At 71.3% G+C, this 20,087-nt stretch carries 17 protein-coding genes; 13 read left to right on the top strand and 4 right to left on the bottom strand.

Annotated elements, in window-relative coordinates; genetic code table 11:
* Positions 1 to 32: 32 nt before the first annotated feature.
* Entirely contained in the window at positions 33 to 1,778 is a 1,746-nt protein-coding gene (locus tag ACFT2C_RS18515; protein ID WP_377208539.1) for an FAD-dependent oxidoreductase, read from the bottom strand.
* Between the two features lie 214 nt (positions 1,779 to 1,992).
* On the opposite strand from ACFT2C_RS18515, the gene ACFT2C_RS18510 reads away from it, so the two are divergent.
* The gene (locus tag ACFT2C_RS18510; RefSeq protein ID WP_377208574.1) at positions 1,993 to 2,505 is read left to right on the top strand and encodes an amino-acid N-acetyltransferase; all 513 of its coding nucleotides are present in this window, start codon (positions 1,993 to 1,995) and stop codon (positions 2,503 to 2,505) included.
* Between the two features lie 7 nt (positions 2,506 to 2,512).
* Here the strand turns inward: ACFT2C_RS18510 and ACFT2C_RS18505 are convergent, their stop codons facing one another.
* Entirely contained in the window at positions 2,513 to 3,409 is an 897-nt protein-coding gene (locus tag ACFT2C_RS18505; RefSeq protein WP_377208538.1) for an A/G-specific adenine glycosylase, read from the bottom strand.
* Positions 3,410 to 3,655: 246 nt separating this feature from the next.
* Between ACFT2C_RS18505 and ACFT2C_RS18500 the strand changes: the two genes are divergently transcribed.
* Positions 3,656 to 4,474, top strand: a complete 819-nt coding sequence (locus ACFT2C_RS18500; protein ID WP_377208537.1) for a hypothetical protein — start codon at positions 3,656 to 3,658, stop codon at positions 4,472 to 4,474.
* Positions 4,475 to 4,546: 72 nt separating this feature from the next.
* Here the strand turns inward: ACFT2C_RS18500 and disA are convergent, their stop codons facing one another.
* A complete protein-coding gene (gene disA / locus ACFT2C_RS18495) occupies positions 4,547 to 5,629 on the bottom strand; it encodes a DNA integrity scanning diadenylate cyclase DisA (protein ID WP_377208536.1) in 1,083 nt (360 codons plus the stop codon).
* 80 nt (positions 5,630 to 5,709) lie between these two features.
* Positions 5,710 to 7,116, bottom strand: a complete 1,407-nt coding sequence (radA, locus tag ACFT2C_RS18490; RefSeq protein ID WP_377208535.1) for a DNA repair protein RadA — start codon at positions 7,114 to 7,116, stop codon at positions 5,710 to 5,712.
* Between the two features lie 103 nt (positions 7,117 to 7,219).
* On the opposite strand from radA, the gene ACFT2C_RS18485 reads away from it, so the two are divergent.
* The 11 genes from ACFT2C_RS18485 to araA all read left to right on the top strand — a co-directional run bounded on the left by ACFT2C_RS18485 (position 7,220) and on the right by araA (position 20,018).
* Positions 7,220 to 8,170: a phosphatase PAP2 family protein gene (locus ACFT2C_RS18485; RefSeq protein ID WP_377208534.1), complete on the top strand. Its 951-nt coding sequence runs from the start codon at positions 7,220 to 7,222 to the stop codon at positions 8,168 to 8,170.
* 56 nt (positions 8,171 to 8,226) lie between these two features.
* Entirely contained in the window at positions 8,227 to 8,883 is a 657-nt protein-coding gene (locus tag ACFT2C_RS18480) for a hypothetical protein (RefSeq protein ID WP_377208533.1), read from the top strand.
* Between the two features lie 34 nt (positions 8,884 to 8,917).
* Entirely contained in the window at positions 8,918 to 9,721 is an 804-nt protein-coding gene (gene proC, locus ACFT2C_RS18475) for a pyrroline-5-carboxylate reductase (protein WP_377208532.1), read from the top strand.
* A 46-nt stretch (positions 9,722 to 9,767) separates the two neighbouring features.
* Complete coding sequence (locus ACFT2C_RS18470; protein ID WP_377208573.1) at positions 9,768 to 10,769, top strand: LacI family DNA-binding transcriptional regulator; 1,002 nt, start codon at positions 9,768 to 9,770, stop codon at positions 10,767 to 10,769.
* 191 nt (positions 10,770 to 10,960) lie between these two features.
* On the top strand, positions 10,961 to 11,896 hold the full coding sequence (locus ACFT2C_RS18465; RefSeq protein WP_377208531.1) for a carbohydrate ABC transporter permease: 936 nt from the start codon (positions 10,961 to 10,963) through the stop codon (positions 11,894 to 11,896).
* Positions 11,896 to 12,759, top strand: coding sequence for a carbohydrate ABC transporter permease (locus tag ACFT2C_RS18460; RefSeq protein WP_377208530.1), 864 nt, complete (start codon positions 11,896 to 11,898; stop codon positions 12,757 to 12,759). Before ACFT2C_RS18465 ends, ACFT2C_RS18460 begins: the two co-directional genes overlap by 1 nt.
* Positions 12,760 to 12,809: 50 nt before the next feature.
* Positions 12,810 to 14,153, top strand: a complete 1,344-nt coding sequence (locus ACFT2C_RS18455; RefSeq protein WP_377208529.1) for an ABC transporter substrate-binding protein — start codon at positions 12,810 to 12,812, stop codon at positions 14,151 to 14,153.
* 186 nt (positions 14,154 to 14,339) lie between these two features.
* A complete protein-coding gene (locus ACFT2C_RS18450) occupies positions 14,340 to 15,743 on the top strand; it encodes an RICIN domain-containing protein (protein WP_377208528.1) in 1,404 nt (467 codons plus the stop codon).
* A gap of 320 nt (positions 15,744 to 16,063) precedes the next feature.
* Positions 16,064 to 17,731: a xylulokinase gene (locus ACFT2C_RS18445; RefSeq protein WP_377208527.1), complete on the top strand. Its 1,668-nt coding sequence runs from the start codon at positions 16,064 to 16,066 to the stop codon at positions 17,729 to 17,731.
* Entirely contained in the window at positions 17,728 to 18,507 is a 780-nt protein-coding gene (locus tag ACFT2C_RS18440) for an L-ribulose-5-phosphate 4-epimerase (protein WP_377208526.1), read from the top strand. Before ACFT2C_RS18445 ends, ACFT2C_RS18440 begins: the two co-directional genes overlap by 4 nt.
* Positions 18,504 to 20,018: an L-arabinose isomerase gene (gene araA, locus ACFT2C_RS18435; RefSeq protein WP_377208525.1), complete on the top strand. Its 1,515-nt coding sequence runs from the start codon at positions 18,504 to 18,506 to the stop codon at positions 20,016 to 20,018. Before ACFT2C_RS18440 ends, araA begins: the two co-directional genes overlap by 4 nt.
* Positions 20,019 to 20,087: the final 69 nt, after the last annotated feature.

The following is a 20,087-nucleotide window of genomic DNA, read 5'->3' as shown; positions in this document are numbered from 1 at the left end:
GGTTTCCTTGGTTCCCTTGGTACCTTGTTTCGCTAGTTCCGTAGCGGCTGCATTGCCGCCACGTCTGGGGTGGTCAGACGTGCCCGTTCGGCGCCCTCGTCGTCGGTGGCTTCCTCGGCGTGCCGTTCCGCCTCGATCCGCGCCTGCCAGGAACGGACCTCGCGCTCCGTGTCGGACGCGTCCCAGCCCAGCAGGGGCGCGACGACGGACGCGACCTCCTCGGCCGCCTCGGTGCCGCGGTCCGCGACCTCGTAGACGAGCCGCGTGCGGTGCGCCAGCACGTCCTCCAGGTGGAGGGCGCCCTCGTGGCTCACGGCGTAGTGCACCTCGGCCCGCAGATAGGCGGGCGCGTGCTCCAGCGGCTTGGCGAGCGAGGGATCGGCATCGCACAGCTCGACGATCTCCGCGAGGTTGGCGCCGTACCGGTGCAGCAGGTGGTCCAGCAGCGGGGGAGCCCAGCCGAACCGCTTGCCCCACGTGCGCGACTGACGCTGTACGGCCCGCAGCCCGACGGCGCCCGTGAGCGGGATCTGGTGCGTGATCGAGGGGAGAGCGGCGGCGCGCTGCCCGATTGCGAAGTCGACGGCGTCCTTGGCCATGATCCGGTAGGTCGTCAGCTTGCCGCCGGCGATGACGGTGAGGCCCGGCGTCGGCGAGGCGACGGTGTGCTCACGGCTGACCTTCGCGCTGCTCGTGCCCGCCTTGGTGCCCGGTTGCAGCAGCGGGCGCAGGCCCGCGTAGGTGCCGATGATGTCTTCCCTGGTCAGGGGGTGTGCCAGGACAGCGTTGGCGTGATCCAGCACGTAGTCGATGTCGGCGCTCGTGGCGACCGGGTGCGTCGGGTCGAGGCTCCACGGCGTGTCCGTGGTGCCGATGATCCAGTACCTGCTCCACGGGATGACGAACAGCACCGACTTCTCCGTCTGCAGGATCAGCCCGGCGTGGCCGCGGATCCGCTCGCGCGGCACGACGAGGTGCACCCCCTTGCTGGCGAGCACCCGCAGCCCGCCATCCGAGCCGGCCAGCGCCTCGGTCTCCTCGGTCCAGACGCCGGTCGCGTTGATGACCGCCCGCGCCCGGACGGTGATCTCATGGCCCGTCTCCAGGTCCACGACCACCGCGCCGTTCACGGCGCCCGTCGCGCCCTGCGTCAGGCTCACCACCTGGGTGCGGCTGGCGGCGTGTGCCCCGTAGCTCGCGGCGGTGCGGATCAGGGTGGCGACCAGGCGGGCGTCGTCGACCGACGCATCCCAGTACTGGACCGCGCCGACAGCGGCGTCGTGCGCCAGGTCCGGGAACTTGGCCTCCATCTGGTTCTTGCTCAGGTGCCGGTGGAACGGCATCGGACGGCGGCCCGGCGTCAGCGTCGCCAGGATGTCGTACATGGCGATGCCAGCGCCCACATAGGCGCGCTCCCAGACGCGGTGCTCCAGCGGATACAAGAACGGGACCGGACGCACCAGGTGTGGTGCGAGGTCCCGTAGCAGCAGGTCGCGTTCGGTGAGTGCCTCGTGGACCAGCTCGAAGTCGAGCATCTGCAGGTAGCGCAGTCCGCCGTGGACCAGCTTGCTGCTGCGGCTGGAGGTGCCCTGCGCCCAGTCCTGTGCTTCGACGACGGCGGTCGACAACCCGCGCGTGACCGCGTCCAGCGCTATTCCGGCGCCGGTGACGCCGCCCCCGATCACCAGTACGTCGAGCTCGGCCGAGGGGCTGACGCTGGCTTCGAGAGCGGCCAGCGCCTGGGCCCTCGCGTCTGCGGTCAGGCGTGTGGATGCCATGCGCCAAACTCACCACGCATTCCGTCACTTGGCAAGACCTTTGCCCTGTGTGCCGGGGTATGTGGGGAGGTTCTCTTGCTCACTTTCGGGTTCGGCATGCGTTTCGCCTGGTCTGCACCTTCTGGTCGGCGGCTGTCGTCCGCCTGGTGTGCGCGCCGGGCGCACCGCGCGGCCCCGGCCGTAGTGTGTCGCCGTGACGACACCCGAGGCGCCGATGGCGCCCGTGATCCGACCCGCCCTCCCCGCCGACGTGCGCACGATCCGCGACCTCGTCGAGCCCCTCAGCCAGGAGCGCATCCTCCGGCCGTACGAGATGGTCGGGTACTACGAGGCGGTCCAGGAGTTCCTGGTGGCGACGGACCCGACCGCCGCGCCGGACGACCCCGCCGTCGGCTGCGGGGCGCTCCATGTGATGTGGGACGACCTCGCCGAGGTGCGCACGCTGGCCGTGCACCGCGACTGGCGCGGCCGCAGGGTGGGGCACGCGCTGCTCGAGGCGCTGGTGGAGCGGGCCCGCGCGCTGGGTCTGCGCCGCGTGTTCTGCCTGACCTTCGAGGTCGGCTTCTTCGCGGCACACGGGTTCCGCGAGATCGACGGCACGCCGGTGACGCCCGAGGTGTACACCGAGCTGCTGCGCTCCTACGACGAGGGCGTCGCCGAGTTCCTCGACCTGGCGCGCGTCAAGCCCAACACCCTGGGCAACTCCCGCATGCTCCTGGAACTCTGACAACCAGTTACCTCGGCAGGTGGAGGCGGTTTGCTTCGTCCTGTTCCGCCAGGCCGTCCTCGATGAGGGCAGCGATCGCCCGGTCGAGCTGGTGCGGGTCGTGCCACAGGTTCGCGAGCAGAGCTCTTTCCACCGGCTCGTCCGCCTGCCGGAGCTCCGCCATGACGCGGCCGCGCGCCTGCCGGTCGGTGCCCGCCCAGGCCTGGGTGCGGCGTCGGCCGGCGTGGGCGTCCGGGGGCGAGCCCGCCGCGCGCCACGCGCACAACCCCGCCACCGGGCAGGCACCGCACTTCGGCGCCTTCGCCGTGCAGACCAGCGCGCCGAGCTCCATCGATGCCGCGGCCCAGCGCGCGGCCTCGGCGTCGCCGGGCGGCGCGAGGGCGGTCGCCAGCGCACGCTCGGTCGCGGTGTACGACGGCGCGGGCAGCGCCGTCCCGCCGACCGCGCGCGCCAGCACCCGGCGCACGTTCGTGTCGACCACCACCGACCGCTTCCCGTAAGCGAAGGCCAGCACCGCGGCCGCCGTGTACTCGCCGATGCCGGGCAGGGCGCGCAGCTCGGCATCGGTCCGAGGCACGACGCCGTCGTGCCGCTCGACGATCACCTTGGCGCACTCCTGCAGCCGCAGTGCGCGGCGCGGATACCCGAGCCGGCCCCAGGCACGGAGCACGTCGGCGGTCTGCGCCCGGGCCAGTTCGGCGGGCGTCGGCCACTGCTCCAGCCACGCACGCCAGGCGGGCTCGACGCGCACCACCGGGGTCTGCTGCAGCATGACCTCGCTGACGAGCACGCCCCACGGCGACCGGTCCGGCGCGCGCCAGGGCAGCTCGCGCGCGGCGCCGTCGAACCACTGCACGACGCCGGAGCGCACCTCGGTGCGTCGCGTCGTCTCCAGCCCTCTCACGAGGACTCATCCTGCCGCACGATCCGTCCCGGAGCTGTCAGACGCTGAGGTCACCCGGGCGGCCTCAGCGTCTGACACGTGCGGGGCGGGCGTGCGGCGCTCGCGGCGCAAGACCCGTGAAGTGGGACACGTGACCGACTCGGCGGCGCGGCTGCCGCCGCGGCGGTGTGCGGCGTCGTATTTTGGTGGCGCGGGTGTCACCGCACGTCAGACCATGTAGCAGTAGTTCAGCAGGGGGTTCAGCAGGTGGTCAGTGCACCGGAGCGAGCCGAGCGGCCCTCAGGCCCCGACGCCGATCAAGGGCTCGCCGGCGCAGGTCCGCGTCGCCGCGGGCGCCTGATCGCGGTGCTGGTCGTGCTGGCCCTCGGCGGCATCGGGGTGGCCGCGACCTGGCCCGAGACCGAGCCGTCCATCGTGTCGCACAAGGTGGACCCGCCGGACCCCGTGGACCCGAACGCCGCAGCCTCGCCGTGCGCGGCCGAGGACCTCGACATCCGTCTCGCGGCCGACCGCGTCGCCGTCACACCGGGTGTGCCCGTCAAGTTCACTGTGTCGCTGCAGAACGAGGGCGAGGTGCAGTGCCTTGTCGACGGCCCTCGGCGCAGCCTTGCCGTGACCGCGTACCAGGGCGAGGTGGGCGAGCCGACGGCGGAGCGCGTCTGGTCGTCGGCGGACTGCGCCGGCGAGAAGGAGGAGCGGCTGCTGCTCCTCGGGCCCGGCGACGTCGACATCACGGAGGCGAGCTGGTCCGACTCCCGGTCGGCGCCCGGCTGTGCCCCCGGCCAGCCCAAGCTGGTCGCCGGCGAGTACACCGCCCAGGCCACGCTCGCCGACGTCGAAGGCGTGGCCAGCGACGTCGTCCGGGTGACGTACACGGTGCCGGAGCCGAGCGGGTCGCCGTCGCCCTCCGGGAGCCCATCGGGAAGCGCGTCCGCGAGGCCGTCCGGCAGCGCGTCGGCCGACCGGAGTGCGCATAGGAGCGAGGAAGCGGCCGAGAGGTCGACCGACAAGCAGACGGAGAAGTCGACGGAGAAGTCGACCGACAAACCGAGCAAGAAGCCCTGATCACAGCGTTGAGTGCTGGATATCCGCCCCGTTTCGCGCATCGACGGGGCGAAGATCCAGCACTCGACGGTGTCAGACGTAGCGTTCCAGGATGCTGGACTCCGCCAGCCGGGACAGGCCCTCGCGGATGGTCCGGGCGCGCTGCTCGCCGACACCGTCGACCGACATGAGGTCGTCGACGCTCGCGGCGAGGAGCTTCTGCAGGCTGCTGAAGTGGCCCACGAGCTGCTCGATGGTGGTGTTCGGCAGGCGCGGCACCTTGGACAGCAGCCGGTAGCCGTGGGGCGCGACGGCGGCGTCGAGCGCGTCCCCGCCCCCGGGAAGGTCCAGGATCCGGCCGATCTGGCCCATGTCGAGCAGCTGCTGGGACGTCAGCGCGGACAGCTCGGCCTGCACGTCGGCGAGCGTGCGGTCCTTGCGGCCCAGCACGTAGTCGCGGATCACGAACTCGCGGTCCGCGCCGACATCGCCGATCAGCTCGTCGAGCTGCAGCGCCAGCAGGCGGCCGTCCACGCCGAGCTCGATCACGTAGCCGGCGATCTCGTCGGAGATGCGGCCGACCATCTCGAGGCGCTGCACCACCGAGCACACGTCGCGCACGGTGACCAGGTCCTCGATCTCCAGCGCGGACAGCGTGCCGGACACCTCGTCGAGGCGAGCGCGGTACCGCTCGAGCGTGGCGAGGGCCTGGTTGGCGCGGCCGAGGATCGTGTCCGAGTCCTCCAGCACGTGCCGCTGCCCACCCACGTAGAGGGCGACGATCCGCATCGACTGGCTCACCGAGATGACCGGGAAGCCAGTCTGCTTGGCGACGCGCTCGGCGGTGCGGTGGCGCGTGCCGGACTCGGTGGTCTCGATGGTCGGGTCGGGCAGGAGCTGCACCGCTGCCTTGCGGATACGGGTGGCACCCCGGTCGAGCACCACGGCGCCGTCCATCTTGGACAGCTCGCGCAGGCGCGTGGCCGAGAAGTCGACGTCGAGCGAGAAACCGCCGGAGCAGATCTGCTCCACGGTCGGATCGAGGCCCAGCACGATCAGCGCGCCGGTACGGCCGCGCAGGATGCGTTCGAGTCCGTCGCGGAGTTCGGTCCCGGGCGCGACAGCGGCCAGGGTCTCCCGGAGCAGCTCGTCAGGGTGCGAGGAGGTCGTGGCCACGAAGAAATCCTACGCTGTGCGCCGGGTCACAATCAGTTCGTTTCACGAACCGGTCACCGGCTGTCCATCTCGTCGCCAGCTCAGCCACCTGCGGACTGCGCCCATTGCACGGCATCGCGGATGTGGGCCGCCTCGACGAGCTGCAGCCCGTGCGGCGCCTTGACGCCGGTCCCGTGCGGCACGACGGCGTGCGCGAACCCCAGGCGCGCGGCCTCGCCGAGGCGCCGGTCCAGCCCGGCGACGGGGCGCAGGTCCCCGGCCAGGCCGACCTCGCCGACGGCCACCGTGGCCCCCGGCAGCGGCCGGCCGGTGCGGGCGGAGACCAGCGCGAGTGCGGCCGCGAGGTCCGACGCCGGCTCGGTGATCCGGGCACCGCCCACGGTCGAGGCGTAGACGTCCTGGTCGGCAAGGAGCAGCCCGCCGTGCCGCTGCAGCATGGCGAGGATCATGGCGAGCCGGCTGGAGTCGACGCCGCTGGTCGCACGGCGCGGGTTGTTCAGCGGGCTGGGCGCCACGAGCCCCTGCACCTCGACGGCGAGCGGGCGCCGTCCTTCCAGCGTCACCGTGATGCACGACCCGGCGACCCCCGAGCCGGCGTGCGACAGGAACAGACCGGATGGGTCCGGCAGCCCGACGATCCCGCTCTCCGACAGGTCGAAGCAGCCCACCTCGTCCGTCGGGCCGTACCGGTTCTTCACCGCGCGGATCATGCGGAGGCGCGAGTGCCGGTCGCCCTCGAACTGGCACACCACGTCGACCAGGTGCTCCAGCGTCCGCGGGCCGGCGACGGAGCCGTCCTTGGTCACGTGCCCCACGAGGATCGTCGGGATCTGCCGCTCCTTGGCCACCGCGATCAGCGCGGCGGCGACCTCGCGCACCTGCGATACGCCACCCGGCGCGCCGTCCACCTGCCCGGACGCGATGGTCTGCACCGAGTCCACGATGAGCATGTCCGGCTGGTTCGCCTCCAGGTGGCCGAGCACCGTACCCAGGTCGGTCTCCGCGGCGAGCAGCAGGGTGGGCGACAGCGCCCCGATGCGCTCGGCCCGCAGCCGGACCTGACCGGCGGACTCCTCGCCGGTCACGTACAGCACGGTGCGGGGCGACTCGAAGCCGTCGGGCCCCAGGGCGCCGTCGGCCACGTTGCTCGCGACGGCGAGCAGGAGGGTCGACTTGCCCACGCCCGGCTCGCCCGCGAGCAGGATCACCGCACCAGGAACCAGCCCGCCGCCGAGCACCCGGTCGAACTCGCCGACGCCGGTCGGGTTGGCGCGTGCGGACTCCACGTCGATGTCGGCGATGGGCCGGGCGGGCTCGCGTGCGGGGGACACGGCGGCCGTGCGCGGGCCCGACGCCGCCGGCCCGTCCTCGCTCACGGTCCCCCACGCCTGGCACTCCCCGCAGCGGCCGACCCACTTGACGGTGGTCCAGCCGCACTCGGTACAGCGGTATGCGGGCCTGGCCCGCTTGGAGGTCGATGAGGTCACGAGCGCAAACGTACGTGCCGCCACTGACAGTGGCCGCGAAGATCGCTCCGCCGTGCTCCCCCGTAGCGTCACGGCGGTCAGCCTGACCAGGTATCTTGCGACCATGTTGTCCTCCGACGGGCGCTTGGCGCGCCGCGCCGGATCCCATACCGAGCCCGGCCCTCTGACAGCTGAGCGAGCCCGCCGCCAGGCGACAGCTCGCGCGGCCGGGCTCGCGGTTGCCTTCGCGGCGGCGCTGGGCACCTGGCTCGTCTGGTGGGCGATGGTCACCACGTGGCCCGGGCAGCGCGTCGAGGAGCGCGCCTTCGAGACGGCCGACCGGTACCAGGACGTCGTCAACCACCTCGTGGAGCCCGTACTGCTCCTCGGTTCGCTGCCGTGGCTGGCGGCCGGCCTCCTCGTGGTGTGCGGGATCGGGCTGCTGCGCCAGAGGTGGGCGGCCACGGGCCTGGCCGCCGTCGTCATCCTGGGGTCGAACCTGGCCACGCAGGTGATCAAGGATGGCCTGCTCTACCGCGTCGGCCTCGTCGGCGAGTGGAACCGGGACGTGAACACGCTCCCGAGCGGCCACGTCACGGTAGTGGCGGCGGCCTGGGCGGCGCTCCTGCTCGTCGTCCCGCGGGGCTGGCGGCCGGCGACGGCGCTCGCAGGTGCCGCAGCCACCTGCGCCATGGGCCTGGCGGCACTCGCGGACCGCTGGCACCGCCCGTCCGACGTCGTCGCGGCGGTGCTCGTCGTGGTGGCCTGGACTGCTGTGGTGTGCGCTTTCGCGCCGGCGCGGTGGGCGGGCCCGCCCACCGCACGCGGGGCGGGGGCCGGCGAGGTCGCGACGTGGTTGGTCACGACACTCCTTGGCGTCATCGCCGTGCCGGCGGCTGGGGCCTCCGTCCTGGCAGCAGTCTCGACGGAGGGTCATGCCTGGGCGGCACTGGCGTGGAGCAACGGCCTCACCGCTTACGCCGGGGGTCTCCTCGCCGCGTGCGCGGCTTCGGCGGCCGGGTTCGCGGCACTGCTCGCGGTGTGCCTGCGCGCCGATGTCAGTGCTCCGACATAAGGTTTCCGCTGAGCCACCGTGACGCACCCGGTGGACCGAGCACGGGGAGCCAGGACATGACCGACCAGCGCGTGAACTCACCGCGTACCGGCGCGACCGCGTCGGTGGCCGCGAACAAGGCGTCGCCCGCGGTGTACCGCCGCCGTCGGCTCGTGGTGGTCGTGGGCCTGCTCGTGACCCTGCTCGCCGTGGTCCTCGTGGCGGGCTTCGCGTGGCCCGGCTTCTGGCGCAGCAGCGAGACGGAGCCGCAGCCCGTCCCCACGGTGACGGTCACGGCGCCGGCCCCCACCCCCACGGTGAAGGCGATGGAGCGCGCCGGCGACGAGACCGCCTTCCAGAAGGCCCTCCCGTCCGCGGTGCTTCAGTTCGCGCTGGGCACGCTCAGCAAGGCCGAGGAGCCCAAGCAGCAGGGCGCGCTGGAGGCCTGGAACGCGGAGTACTCCGACGGCGGCTCCGGCGAGGTGGCGCTCGTGGCGGGCCAGTGGGCGACGTCGGACGAGGCAGCCACTGCGGCGGCGGCCTGGACCCAGGCCGCCGGCGAGGCGGACCGCGAGGGCGACGTGAAGGTCGGCAAGAAGGTGGTGGGCCAGTACGCGATAGTGCCTGCCAAGGGCGGCAAGGCCGTCGTCGTCTGGCAGAACGGGACCGCCGTGATGCAGGCGACCGGCCCTGCCGATGCGATGGAGGACTTCTACGCGGCCTTCCCGCTGTGAGCGCCCCAGTGGGGCGGCGGGGGAGAATGGCGCCGTGAACCAGCGACTTGCGGTACTCGGGGCCGGGAACATGGGCGAGGCGGTGCTCGCGGGCGCGCTCTCGGCAGGCTGGGCGTCCGCTGACGTCGTCGCCACCGTGCGGACCGAGGCCAGGGCCCAGCACCTGCGCGAGACCTACCAGGTGGCCACCACCAGCGACAACGTGACGGCGGTCCGGGGCGCGGGTCTCGTCCTCGTGGCGGTGAAACCGAAGGACGTCGGCGCCCTGCTCGACGAGATCGCGCCCGGGGTGGACCCAGGGGCCGTGGTGGTCACCGTCGCGGCCGGCCACCCCGCTTCGTTCTACGAGCAGCGGCTGCCCGCCGGCACCGCCGTCGTACGGACCGTGCCGAACACGCCCGCCGCGATCGGCGCGGGGATCACCGCCATCGCGCCGGGCGCCGCCGCCACGGATTCCGATCTCGAGGCGGTCGAGCACCTGTTCGCGGGCACGGGCGCCGTGGTGCGCACCGCGGAGAAGGATCTCGACGCGGTCACCGCGATCTCCGGGTCCGGCCCGGCGTACATCTTCTACGTCGCCGACGCACTCGCCGAGGCAGGTGTGCTGCTCGGCCTGACGCGCGACGTCGCACGCCGCCTGGCCACGCAGACGCTGCTCGGCGCGTCGCGCCTGATGGACGAGTCGGGGGAGCACCCAGTGCTCCTGCGCGAGAAGGTCACCTCGCCGGGCGGCACCACGGCGGCCGCCCTGCGGGCCCTCGACGACGGCGGCGTGCGGGCCTCGTTCCTGGCCGCCGCGACCGCCGCGCGTGACCGCGCCCGCGCGCTGGGTGGATGATTCCCTCGTGACCATCTCTCGACCCGCGATGACGCGACCGCCGGCCATGGCCGACGTTGCGGCGCTCGCCGGCGTCTCCCACCAGACCGTTTCGCGTGTGCTGAACGGGCACCCGAGCGTGCGCCCGGAGACCCGGGAGAAGGTGCTGGCGGCGATCGCGGAGCTCGGCTACCGGCGCAACAGCGCGGCGCGCGCCCTGGTTACGCAGCGGTCGACGACGGTGGGCGTGGTGACCACCGGGTCCCCGCTGTTCGGCCCGTCGAGCACGCTGATCGCCGTCGAGGAGGCCGCGCGCGAGCAGGGCTGGTACGTGAGCGTCGCGACGCTGCGCCGGTATGACGCCGCCGCCCTGCATGACGCCCTGGAGCACTTCTTGGACCAGGCGGTCGAGGGCATCGTGGTCATCGCGCCGCACAGCGACGTGGCCGACGCCGTGGAGTCGTTCCAGGCCCCGGTGCCCGTGGTCCTTATCGCGGCGCGCGAGCTGCAGCCCGACGTGCCGACCATCCCCCTGGCCGTGGACCAGCGGGCGGGCGCACGGCTCGCCGTCGAGCACCTGATCGAGCTGGGTCACCGGCAGATCCTGCACGTCGCGGGCCCGCAGGACTGGCTGGACGCCGTCGAGCGCGAGGAGTCCTGGCGTGCGGTCCTGACCGAGCACGGCCTCCCCGTCCCGGAGCCGGTGATCGCGAGCTGGACCGCGGACAGCGGCTACATGGTGGGGCTCGACCTGGCGCAGCGGGTGAAGGCGGGCGACGGCCCGACGGCGGTCTTCGCCGCCAACGACCAGCTCGCACTCGGCCTGCTGCGCGCCTTCTGGGAGTGCGGCGTGTCGGTGCCCCATGACGTGTCGGTGGTCGGTTTCGACGACGTCGACGGCTCCGGCCACTTCATCCCCCCGCTCACGACGGTGCGCCAGCCGTTCGTCGACCTGGGCAGGCGGAGCGTGGCGCTGCTCCTCGCGGCGGTCGACGGCGGCAAGCCCGCGGCCGAGCTGATCGCGCCCGAGCTAGTGGTGAGGAGAAGTGCTGCGGCGCCGCGGACGTGAAGGCGCGTCCGCAGCCCTGTGGACGCCCGGAGCAGACTCCAGGGTTGCAGTTGCGCAACATCGTCGTCCGGTGCCCAATGGGGGCGTTGACAGGTCCGCACCGCAGTGGCAGAGTCACCGCGCACGAGGATGTTTACGTTGACATTTCCGTCTTCGGGCAGCATTGTTGCCTGACGCTTTCCGGGACATTGATGTCCAGGCGATTCCGGACATGGCGGTCCGGGGAAAGGGGTGCGCCAGTGCCTGGTCGCCGCCCACCGAGCCTCCGCGTCTCCGCGGCAGGCTGGAGTTTCGTGACGCCCTTCCTTGTGGTGTTCGCGCTGTTCATCGTGACCCCGCTGGTCTACTCCCTGTACCTGAGCCTGTTCCGCAACCAGCTCATGGGCGGGACCACCTTCGCCGGCCTCGACAACTATGCGGCCGCCTTCTCCGACCCCAAGCTCTGGGACGGCGCCGGCCGTGTCGGGCTGTTCCTGCTGGTGCAGGTCCCGATCATGCTGGCGCTGTCGCTGATCGCCGCGCTCGCGATCGACAGCGGCCGCCTGCACGGCAAGGAGTTCTTCCGCGTTGCGCTCTTCCTGCCGTACGCCGTGCCCGGCGTCGTGGCGGTGCTGATGTGGGGCTTCATGTACGACGACCGGCTGGGCCTCACGGGTAGCGTCAACGACCTGGTGGGTTTCAGCCTCATCGACCCGTACACGAAGCAGTGGATCCTCACCGCGATCGGCAACATCGTGACCTGGGAGTTCGTGGGCTACAACATGCTGATCCTCTACTCGGCGCTCAAGACGGTGCCGGTCGAGATCTACGAGGCGGCGTCGATCGACGGCGCCGACCAGTTCCGGATAGTGCGGTCCATCAAGCTGCCCGCCGTCCGCGGGGCCCTGATGATCGCGACGATCTTCTCGATCCTCGGCAGCTTCCAGCTCTTCAACGAGCCGAACATCCTCAAGCAGATCCAGCCGGCCTTGATCTCGTCGTACTACACGCCGAACATCTACGCCTACAACCTGAGCTTCCAGGGCAACCAGGTGAGCTACGCGGCGACCGTCGCGATCGTGATGGGCCTCGTGACGGCGATCATCGCGTACGTGGTCCAGCTTCGTGGGACCCGGAGGGAGGCGTGATGGCCGGCTACTCGTATCTTCGGCCGCGCAAGTCGGTCACGCTGTCCGTCCTGCTGGGTGCGCTCATCATCTACTCGATCCTGCCGCTGACCTGGATGCTGTTCAGCATCACCAAGACGCAGCCCGAGCTGCTCAGCTCGTTCGGCCTGTGGTTTTCCGGCCCGTTCGCGCTGTTCGAGAACCTCCAGCAGGTCGTCACCCACGACGACGGCATCTTCGTGCGCTGGTTCGGCAACACGCTGGTCTACGTGATCGTGGGCGCCGGCGGCGCCACGATCCTCGCGACCGCCGCCGGGTACGGGCTGGCCAAGTACCGGTTCCGCGGCCGCAACGCCGTCTTCGCGTCGATCCTCGGGGCCATCGCGGTGCCCGGCACCGCGCTGGCCGTGCCCACGTTCCTGCTGTTCAGCCAGGTGGGCCTGACCAACACCATGTGGGCGATCATCCTGCCGTCGCTGGTCTCGCCCTTCGGCCTCTACCTCATGTGGGTGTTCTCGGCCGAGGCCGTGCCCACCGAGCTCCTGGAGGCGGCGCGGGTCGACGGCGCGGGTGAGTGGCGCACCTTCTTCACCATTTCGCTGCGCCTGCTGGCGCCCGGGATCGTGACCGTGGCGCTGTTCGCGATCGTCGCCACCTGGAACAACTACTTCCTGCCCCTGATCATGCTGAACGATCCCGACCTCTACCCGCTGACGCTGGGCCTGTACCAGTGGCTGGCGGATGCGTCAGGCATCGGTGCCAAGCCGGTGTTCAACCTGGTCATCACCGGTTCGTTCCTGACTGTCGTACCGATAGTCATCGCCTTCCTGGTGCTCCAGCGGTACTGGCAGTCCGGGCTGAGCGCGGGCAGCGTGAAGGCCTGACCGAAGTGCAGAAAGACCTGAACTACGACGACGTGGAAGAAGGAAAGACCATGACCATCATCCGAAACCGACGCGTTGCGATCGGCGCAGTGGCCACGCTGCTGGCCGCCTCCCTCACCGCCTGCTCGGGCGGTGGGGGAGGCGGCGGTGGCGGAGGCGAGGGCGCGGACACCGACGAGATCGAGGCGGCGCTCCAGGAGGGCGGCAGCATCACGTACTGGACCTGGACCCCGCAGGCCGAGAAGCAGGTCGCCGCGTTCGAGAAGGCTTACCCGAAGGTGGACGTCACGCTCGTGGACACCACGGGTGCCGGCGACGCCAACACCAAGCTGCAGAACGTGATCGCCTCCGGCAAGGACGTGCCGGACGTGGTGCAGATCGAGTACCAGTCCGTCCCCCAGTTCCAGCTCCCGGGCCAGCTCACCGACCTCACCGAGTACGGGTTCGACGAGCTGGAGAGCCTGTACACGCCGTCCACCTGGGGCGCGGTGACGCAGAACGACGGCATCTGGGGCCTGCCGCAGGACTCGGGCCCGATGGCGTTCTTCTACAACAAGGACGTGTTCGACGCCGCTGGCGTCGACGTGCCCACGACCTGGGACGAGTACGTCGCAGCGGCGCGCGCCATCAAGAAGCACGACCCCAAGACGTGCATCGGCAACGACTCCGGTGACCCGGGCTTCACCACCAGCATGATCTGGCAGGCCGGCGGCACCCCGTTCCAGACCGACGGCGACGCGGTCACCATCGACCTCGCCGACGAGGGCACCACGAAGTGGGCGGAGATGTACCAGCCCCTCATCGACGACGGGCTGCTCTGCGACCTCCCGGGCTGGAGCGACGAGTGGTACCAGGCCCTGGGCGACGGCACCATCGCGTCGGTGGTCCTCGGCGCGTGGGCGCCCGGCGTCTTCGAGGACGGCGTCCCCGACGGCAAGGGCAAGTGGCGCGTGGCCCCGACGCCGACGTACGACGGCACCCCGGCGAACGCCGAGAACGGCGGAAGCACGGAGTCCATCCCGGAGGCGTCGGAGAACAAGCTGCTCGCGGCCGGATTCCTGAAGTGGCTCAACGCGAGCGACGAGTCGATCAAGGTCTTCATGGACACGGGCGGCTTCCCGGCCACCGTCAAGGAGCTGGGGTCCGACGAGTTCCTCGGCTACGAGTCCGAGTACTTCGGCGGGCAGAAGATCAACGAGGTGCTCGGCGCGGCGGGCGAGGACGTGAACGAGGGCTGGCAGTACCTGCCCTGGCAGTCCTACGCGAACAGCATCTACGCGGACACGGTGGGCCAGGCCTACCTCGACAAGTCCTCGCTCCTGGACGGCCTCGCCGCCTGGCAGGAGGAGAACGTGAAGTACGGCACGGACCAAGGATTCAACGTCAACGGCTGACGCCGGTCGTCGACCCCCGGTGAGGGCGGGGATCCCGAGCGTCGGGATCCCCGTCCTTCCCCGCGCCACGCTGGTGCGCCGCACCATCGCTGTCCCCGCACCACCCGATCGCACCACCCGATCTTCCGTACAGCACCGAGCTCTGTCCTGCCCGAATCCTGCACTGCGATGAAGGAGTGTGGTCCCGTGAGGCGTCTTTATGCTGCCCTCGCTGCCCTGGCCTGTGTTCTGACGAGCGTCGTCGGCGCCGTGTCGGCCCAGGCCTCGCCCGAGACGGTCGAGAACGCTACCCAGTTCACCGACACGTCCGGCAACCCGCTGCACGCCCACGGCGGCGGGGTGGTCAAGGTGGGTGAGTACTACTACTGGTTCGGCGAGAACCGGAACTCGGACAACACGTTCCGGTACGTGTCGGCGTACCGCTCCACCGACCTGGTGCACTGGGAGTTCCGCAACCACGTGCTCACCGAGGCCAGCGCCCCCGAGCTCGCCACGGCCAACATCGAGCGGCCCAAGGTCATGTACAACCAGGCCACGGGCAAGTTCGTGATGTGGATGCACAAGGAGAACGGCGCCGACTACTCGGAGGCGCGCGCGGCGGTCGCCGTCAGCGACACCGTGGACGGGAACTACACCTACCAGCGCAGCTTCCGGCCGCTCGGGCACATGTCCCGCGACATCGGCGTGTTCGTCGACACCGACGGCACCGGGTACATGTACTCGGCCGCCAACGAGAACTACGACCTGCACATCTACCGGCTCACCGCCGACTACACCGACATCCAGTCGCTCGTCGCCAACCCGTGGCCCGGCGGCCACCGCGAGGCCCCCGCGCTGTTCAAGCGGGGCAGCACGTACTTCATGCTGACCTCGGGCGCCACGGGCTGGAACCCGAACCAGCAGAAGTACGCCACCACGAGCAACCTGGCGTCCGGCTGGTCGGCCATGCAGAACGCCGGCGACTCGACGGCGTACGGCTCGCAGACGACGTTCGTGCTGCCGGTGCAGGGCACCTCGGGCACGTCCTACCTGTACATGGGCGACCGCTGGGGCAACTCGATCGGCACGAACGTGAACGGCTCGAAGTACGTCTGGGCGCCGATCACGTTCCCCACGGCGACGTCCATGGCGTTCAGCTACTACCCGGAGCTCGTGATCGACGAGGCCGCCGGCACCGTGACCGGGCAGGGCGGGCCGTTCGAGTCGCTCACCGCCAGGCACTCCGGCAAGTGCGCCGACGTGACCAGCCAGTCCTACGCGGCCGGTGCGCAGGTCAAGCAGTACGACTGCAACGGCGGCGGGAACCAGCGGTTCTGGTTCCGGAGCGCGGGCGGCGGCTACTACAACCTCGTGGCCCGGCACAGCGCGCTCTGCGTGCAGGAGAACGCCACGAACGTGACCCAGGAGAGCTGCGGGACGGGCACCAGCCAGCAGTGGTCGGTGGTCGCGGCGTCCGGCAGCTTCGTGACGATCCGGTCGCGGGCCACGGGCGAGTGCCTCGATGTCAATGGCGGTTCGACCGCGAACGGGGCGGCAGTGATCACCTACACGTGCAACGGCGCCACCAACCAGCAGTGGACCCGAGGCTGAGCGAATACCCAGCCCTGAGCCCGTCCGGCGTCCCCTCGCTCCCGCCGAAGTAGGGCGGCGAGGTAGAACTGTGGCGAGAGAGAACCCCGGCGAGATAGAGCCGCAGCGCGCCAGAGTTCTACTTCGCCACAGTTCTACCTCGGCGCAGGCGCCGGGACGGCCGGGATGACCGGCTCGTTGAGGACGTAGGCTGTCGTAACGTATCGTGTGAGCGCTAACATCGCCGAGGGACGGTTTGCGGACCGCCAACCGTGGCGGTCGACCGACGGTTGTAATGAACGACGCCTCGCGACGACGCGGGCAGGACGGAGCGGTCCACGATGGTGGAGCGGCAGGACGAAGGAGTGGGCCGGCTCGCCGGCCTCCGAGAGGCGATCGAGCAGGGGCGGACAGCCCTCGGCATCGAGCTCGGCTCCACCAGGATCAAGGCGTGCCTGGTCGGCCCGGACAACGCGCCGCTCGCGAGCGGCAGCCACGACTGGGAGAACCAGCTCGTCGACGGCGTGTGGACCTACTCGCTGGACGCCGTGTGGTCCGGCCTGCAGGGCTCGGTGACGGCGTTGTTGGCCGACGTCGAGCAGCAGTACGGCGTACGGCCCACGACGTTCGGCGCCCTCGGCGTCTCGGCGATGATGCACGGCTACCTGGCGTTCGACGACGCCGACGAGCTGCTCGTGCCGTTCCGCACCTGGCGCAACACCACCACGGAGCGGGCCTCGACCGAGCTGACCGGCCTGTTCGGGTACAACATCCCGCTGCGCTGGTCGGTCGCCCACCTGCACCAGGCGATCCTCGACGCCGAGCCGCACGTGCCGCAGGTGCGGCACGTCACCACGCTGGCCGGGTACGTGCACTGGCGCCTGACCGGGCAGCAGGTGCTCGGCGTCGGCGACGCCTCGGGCATGTTCCCGATCGACCCGGCGACGAAGGACTACGACCAGCGGATGCTGGCCCAGTTCGACGAGCTGGTAGCCGGCCGCGGGCCCGGGCTGGCCATCGCCGACCTGCTGCCGCGCGTCCTGCCTGCCGGTGCCGACGCCGGCGCGCTGACCGCGGAGGGCGCCGCGCTGCTGGACCCGACCGGCGCCCTGAAGCCCGGGATCCCGCTGTGCCCGCCCGAGGGCGACGCGGGGACCGGCATGGTCGCCACCAACTCCGTGGCGCCGCGCACCGGCAACGTCAGCGCCGGGACCAGCATCTTCGCGATGGTCGTCCTGGAGAAGGCGCTGGAGCGGGTGCACCCCGAGCTGGACCTCGTCACCACCCCGGCCGGCGACCTCGTCGCGATGGTGCACTGCAACAACGGCGCCAGCGAGCTCGGCGCCTGGGCCGAGATGTTCGGCCAGTTCGCCGCCGCGCTGGGGCAGCCGGCCGCGCCGGGCGCCGTCTTCGAGGCGCTCCTGCGGTCCGCCCTGGACGGCGACGCCGACGGCGGCGGCCTGCTCGCCTACAACTACCTGTCCGGCGAGCCGATCACCGGCCTGGAGGCGGGGCGCCCGCTGTTCACGCGCACGCCCGACAGCCGGCTCACCCTGGGCAACTTCGCACGCACGCAGGTCTACAGCGTGTTCGCCACCCTGAGCCTGGGCATGCGCGTCCTGGCCGAGGAGCAGGTCGAGCTGGACGCGATGTTCGCGCACGGCGGCCTGTTCAAGACCGAGGGCGTGGCCCAGCGCCTGCTAGCCGCCGCGCTCGGCGCGCCCGTGGCCGTGGGCCGGACGGCGGGGGAGGGCGGTGCCTGGGGCATCGCCGTGCTCGCCGCGTACCGCGCGTCCGCACGCGGCGCGGCCGCCCCGGAGCAGGATCTGGGCGCCTTCCTGGGCGCCGAGGTGTTCGCGGATGCCGCGCTCGACGTCGTCGAGCCCGACGCCGACGACGTGGCGGGCTACTCCGCCTTCCTGGATCGCTACAGCGCGGGCCTGGCGATCGAGCGCGCCGCCGTCGAAGCGCTCCGGACCCGAGACACGACGCAGGAGGCAGACCGATGACCGCACGTGCCCTGACCGACTACTCGCCGGCCGTCCTGGACGAGGTGGCGCGGGTCCGCGCCGTCGTCTCGGACCTGCACGCCGAGCTGCCGCGCTGGGGTCTGGTGGTCTGGACCGCCGGCAACGTGTCGCAGCGCGTGCCGAACACCGACGTGCCGGACGGCAGCGCCGACCTGTTCGTCATCAAGCCCTCCGGCGTCTCCTACGACGACCTCACCGCCGCGGACATGGTGGTGTGCGACCTCGACGGCAACCTCGTGGACGGGACGCGCGCGCCGTCGTCCGACACTGCCGCGCACGCCTACGTGTACCGGCACATGCCCGAGGTGGGCGGCGTCGTGCACACCCACTCCACGTACGCGACGGCCTGGGCCGCGCGCGGCGAGGAGGTGCCGTGCGTGCTCACGATGATGGCCGACGAGTTCGGCGGGCCGGTCCCCGTGGGCCCGTTCGCGATCATCGGCGACGACTCGATCGGCCGGGGCATCGTCGAGACCCTGAGCGGGCACCGCAGCCCCGCGGTGCTGATGCGCAACCACGGGCCGTTCACGATCGGCCGCGACGCCAAGGCGGCGGTGAAGGCCGCCGTGATGGTCGAGGAGGTCGCCCGCACGGTGCACATCTCCCGCCAGCTGGGCGAGCCCGTCCCGATGGAACAGCAGCACATCGACTCTCTCTACGACCGCTACCAGAACGTCTACGGCCAGCCCGCGACGACGCCGTCGGGCACCGCCGCAGAGCACACCGCCGCAGTGAACACGGAAGGACAGGCATGAGCACCAAGCCCTACGCGGACCGTGAGGTCTGGTTCCTCACCGGGAGCCAGGACCTCTACGGCGAGGAGACCCTCGCCCAGGTCGCCGAGCAGTCCCAGGAGGTGGCCCGGGCGCTGGACGCGTCGTCGGACGTGCCGGTCAAGGTGGTGTGGAAGCCGGTCCTCAAGGACTCGACGGCGATCCGCCGCGCGATGCTGGACGCGAACGGCGCCGACAACGTGCTGGGCGTCATCACGTGGATGCACACCTTCAGCCCCGCGAAGATGTGGATCGCGGGCCTGGACGCGCTGCGCAAGCCGCTGCTGCACCTGCACACGCAGGCGAATGTCGAGCTCCCCTGGGACGACATCGACATGGACTTCATGAACCTCAACCAGGCCGCGCACGGGGACCGCGAGTACGCGTACATCGCCACGCGGCTCGGCGTCGCGCGGACCACGGTGGCGGGGCACGTCTCGAACCCGGCGGTCACGCGCCGGGTGGGCACCTGGGTGCGCGGCGCGGCCGGCTGGGCGGCGACGCACGAGCTCAAGCTGGTCCGGTTCGGTGACAACATGCGCAACGTCGCGGTCACCGAGGGCGACAAGACCGAGGCCGAGCTGCGGTTCGGCGTCTCGGTGAACACGCACGGCGTGAACGACCTGGTGGCGGCGGTGGACGCCGTCGAGGAGTCCGCCATCGACAAGGTGGTCGCGGAGTACGAGGAGAAGTACGACGTCGCCCCCGAGCTCCGGGCGGACGGCGAGCGGCACGACTCCCTGCGCTACGCGGCGCGCCAGGAGATAGCGCTGCTCGGGCTCCTCGAGGCGGCCGGCGCCAAGGCGTTCACCACCAACTTCGAGGACCTGGGCGCCCTTCGCCAGCTCCCCGGCCTGGCGGTGCAGCGCCTCATGGAGCAGGGCTACGGCTTCGGCGCCGAGGGCGACTGGAAGACGGCGGTGCTCGTCCGGGCCGCCAAGGTGATGGGACTCGGCCTCCCCGGGGGCGCGAGCCTCATGGAGGACTACACCTACGACCTCACCCCGGGCTCCGAGCTCATCCTCGGCGCGCACATGCTGGAGGTCTGCCCCTCGCTGACCACCTCGACGCCGCGCATCGAGATCCACCCGCTCGGCATCGGCGGCAAGGAGGACCCGGTCCGCATGGTCTTCTCGGCGGACGCCGTCGAGGGCGCCGTCGTGGTCTCGCTCGCCGACATGCGGGACCGGTTCCGCCTGACGGCCAACGTGGTCGACGTCGTCACCCCGCCGCACGACCTGCCGAAGCTGCCTGTGGCGCGCGCGATGTGGGCGCCGCGGCCGTCGTTCGACGTCTCCGCCGAGTCCTGGCTGACGGCGGGCGGCGCGCACCACACCGTCATGTCGACGGCCGCGGGCATCGAGGCGTTCGAGGTGTTCGCGAACATCGCGCGCACTGAGCTGCTTGTCATCGACGAGGACACGACGCGCCGCGGCTTCGCCGATCAGGTGCGCCACAACCAGGCCTACTACCGCCTGGCACAGACCCTCTGACCTCTCGGTCCGCGAAGTAGAGCGCCTGTCCGCTCCGGCTCGGAGGAAATTCCGAGCGGAGCGGACAGG

Origin of the sequence: Promicromonospora sp. NPDC057138 (genome assembly GCF_042670845.1) — a bacterium.
Taxonomy (GTDB): domain Bacteria; phylum Actinomycetota; class Actinomycetes; order Actinomycetales; family Cellulomonadaceae; genus Promicromonospora.
This window is presented reverse-complemented; position numbering and strand designations above follow the sequence as displayed.

Excerpts from the sequence above, each read along its gene's own strand:
- ACFT2C_RS18515 (WP_377208539.1), bottom strand. The coding sequence starts at position 1,778 with ATGGCATCCACACGCCTGACCGCAGACGCGAGGGCCCAGGCGCTGGCC.
- ACFT2C_RS18510 (WP_377208574.1), top strand. The coding sequence starts at position 1,993 with ATGGCGCCCGTGATCCGACCCGCCCTCCCCGCCGACGTGCGCACGATC.
- ACFT2C_RS18485 (WP_377208534.1), top strand. The coding sequence starts at position 7,220 with ATGTTGTCCTCCGACGGGCGCTTGGCGCGCCGCGCCGGATCCCATACC.
- ACFT2C_RS18480 (WP_377208533.1), top strand. The coding sequence starts at position 8,227 with ATGACCGACCAGCGCGTGAACTCACCGCGTACCGGCGCGACCGCGTCG.
- ACFT2C_RS18470 (WP_377208573.1), top strand. The coding sequence starts at position 9,768 with ATGGCCGACGTTGCGGCGCTCGCCGGCGTCTCCCACCAGACCGTTTCG.
- ACFT2C_RS18465 (WP_377208531.1), top strand. The coding sequence starts at position 10,961 with ATGTCCAGGCGATTCCGGACATGGCGGTCCGGGGAAAGGGGTGCGCCA.
- ACFT2C_RS18460 (WP_377208530.1), top strand. The coding sequence starts at position 11,896 with ATGGCCGGCTACTCGTATCTTCGGCCGCGCAAGTCGGTCACGCTGTCC.
- ACFT2C_RS18455 (WP_377208529.1), top strand. The coding sequence starts at position 12,810 with ATGACCATCATCCGAAACCGACGCGTTGCGATCGGCGCAGTGGCCACG.
- ACFT2C_RS18445 (WP_377208527.1), top strand. The coding sequence starts at position 16,064 with ATGGTGGAGCGGCAGGACGAAGGAGTGGGCCGGCTCGCCGGCCTCCGA.
- ACFT2C_RS18440 (WP_377208526.1), top strand. The coding sequence starts at position 17,728 with ATGACCGCACGTGCCCTGACCGACTACTCGCCGGCCGTCCTGGACGAG.
- araA (WP_377208525.1), top strand. The coding sequence starts at position 18,504 with ATGAGCACCAAGCCCTACGCGGACCGTGAGGTCTGGTTCCTCACCGGG.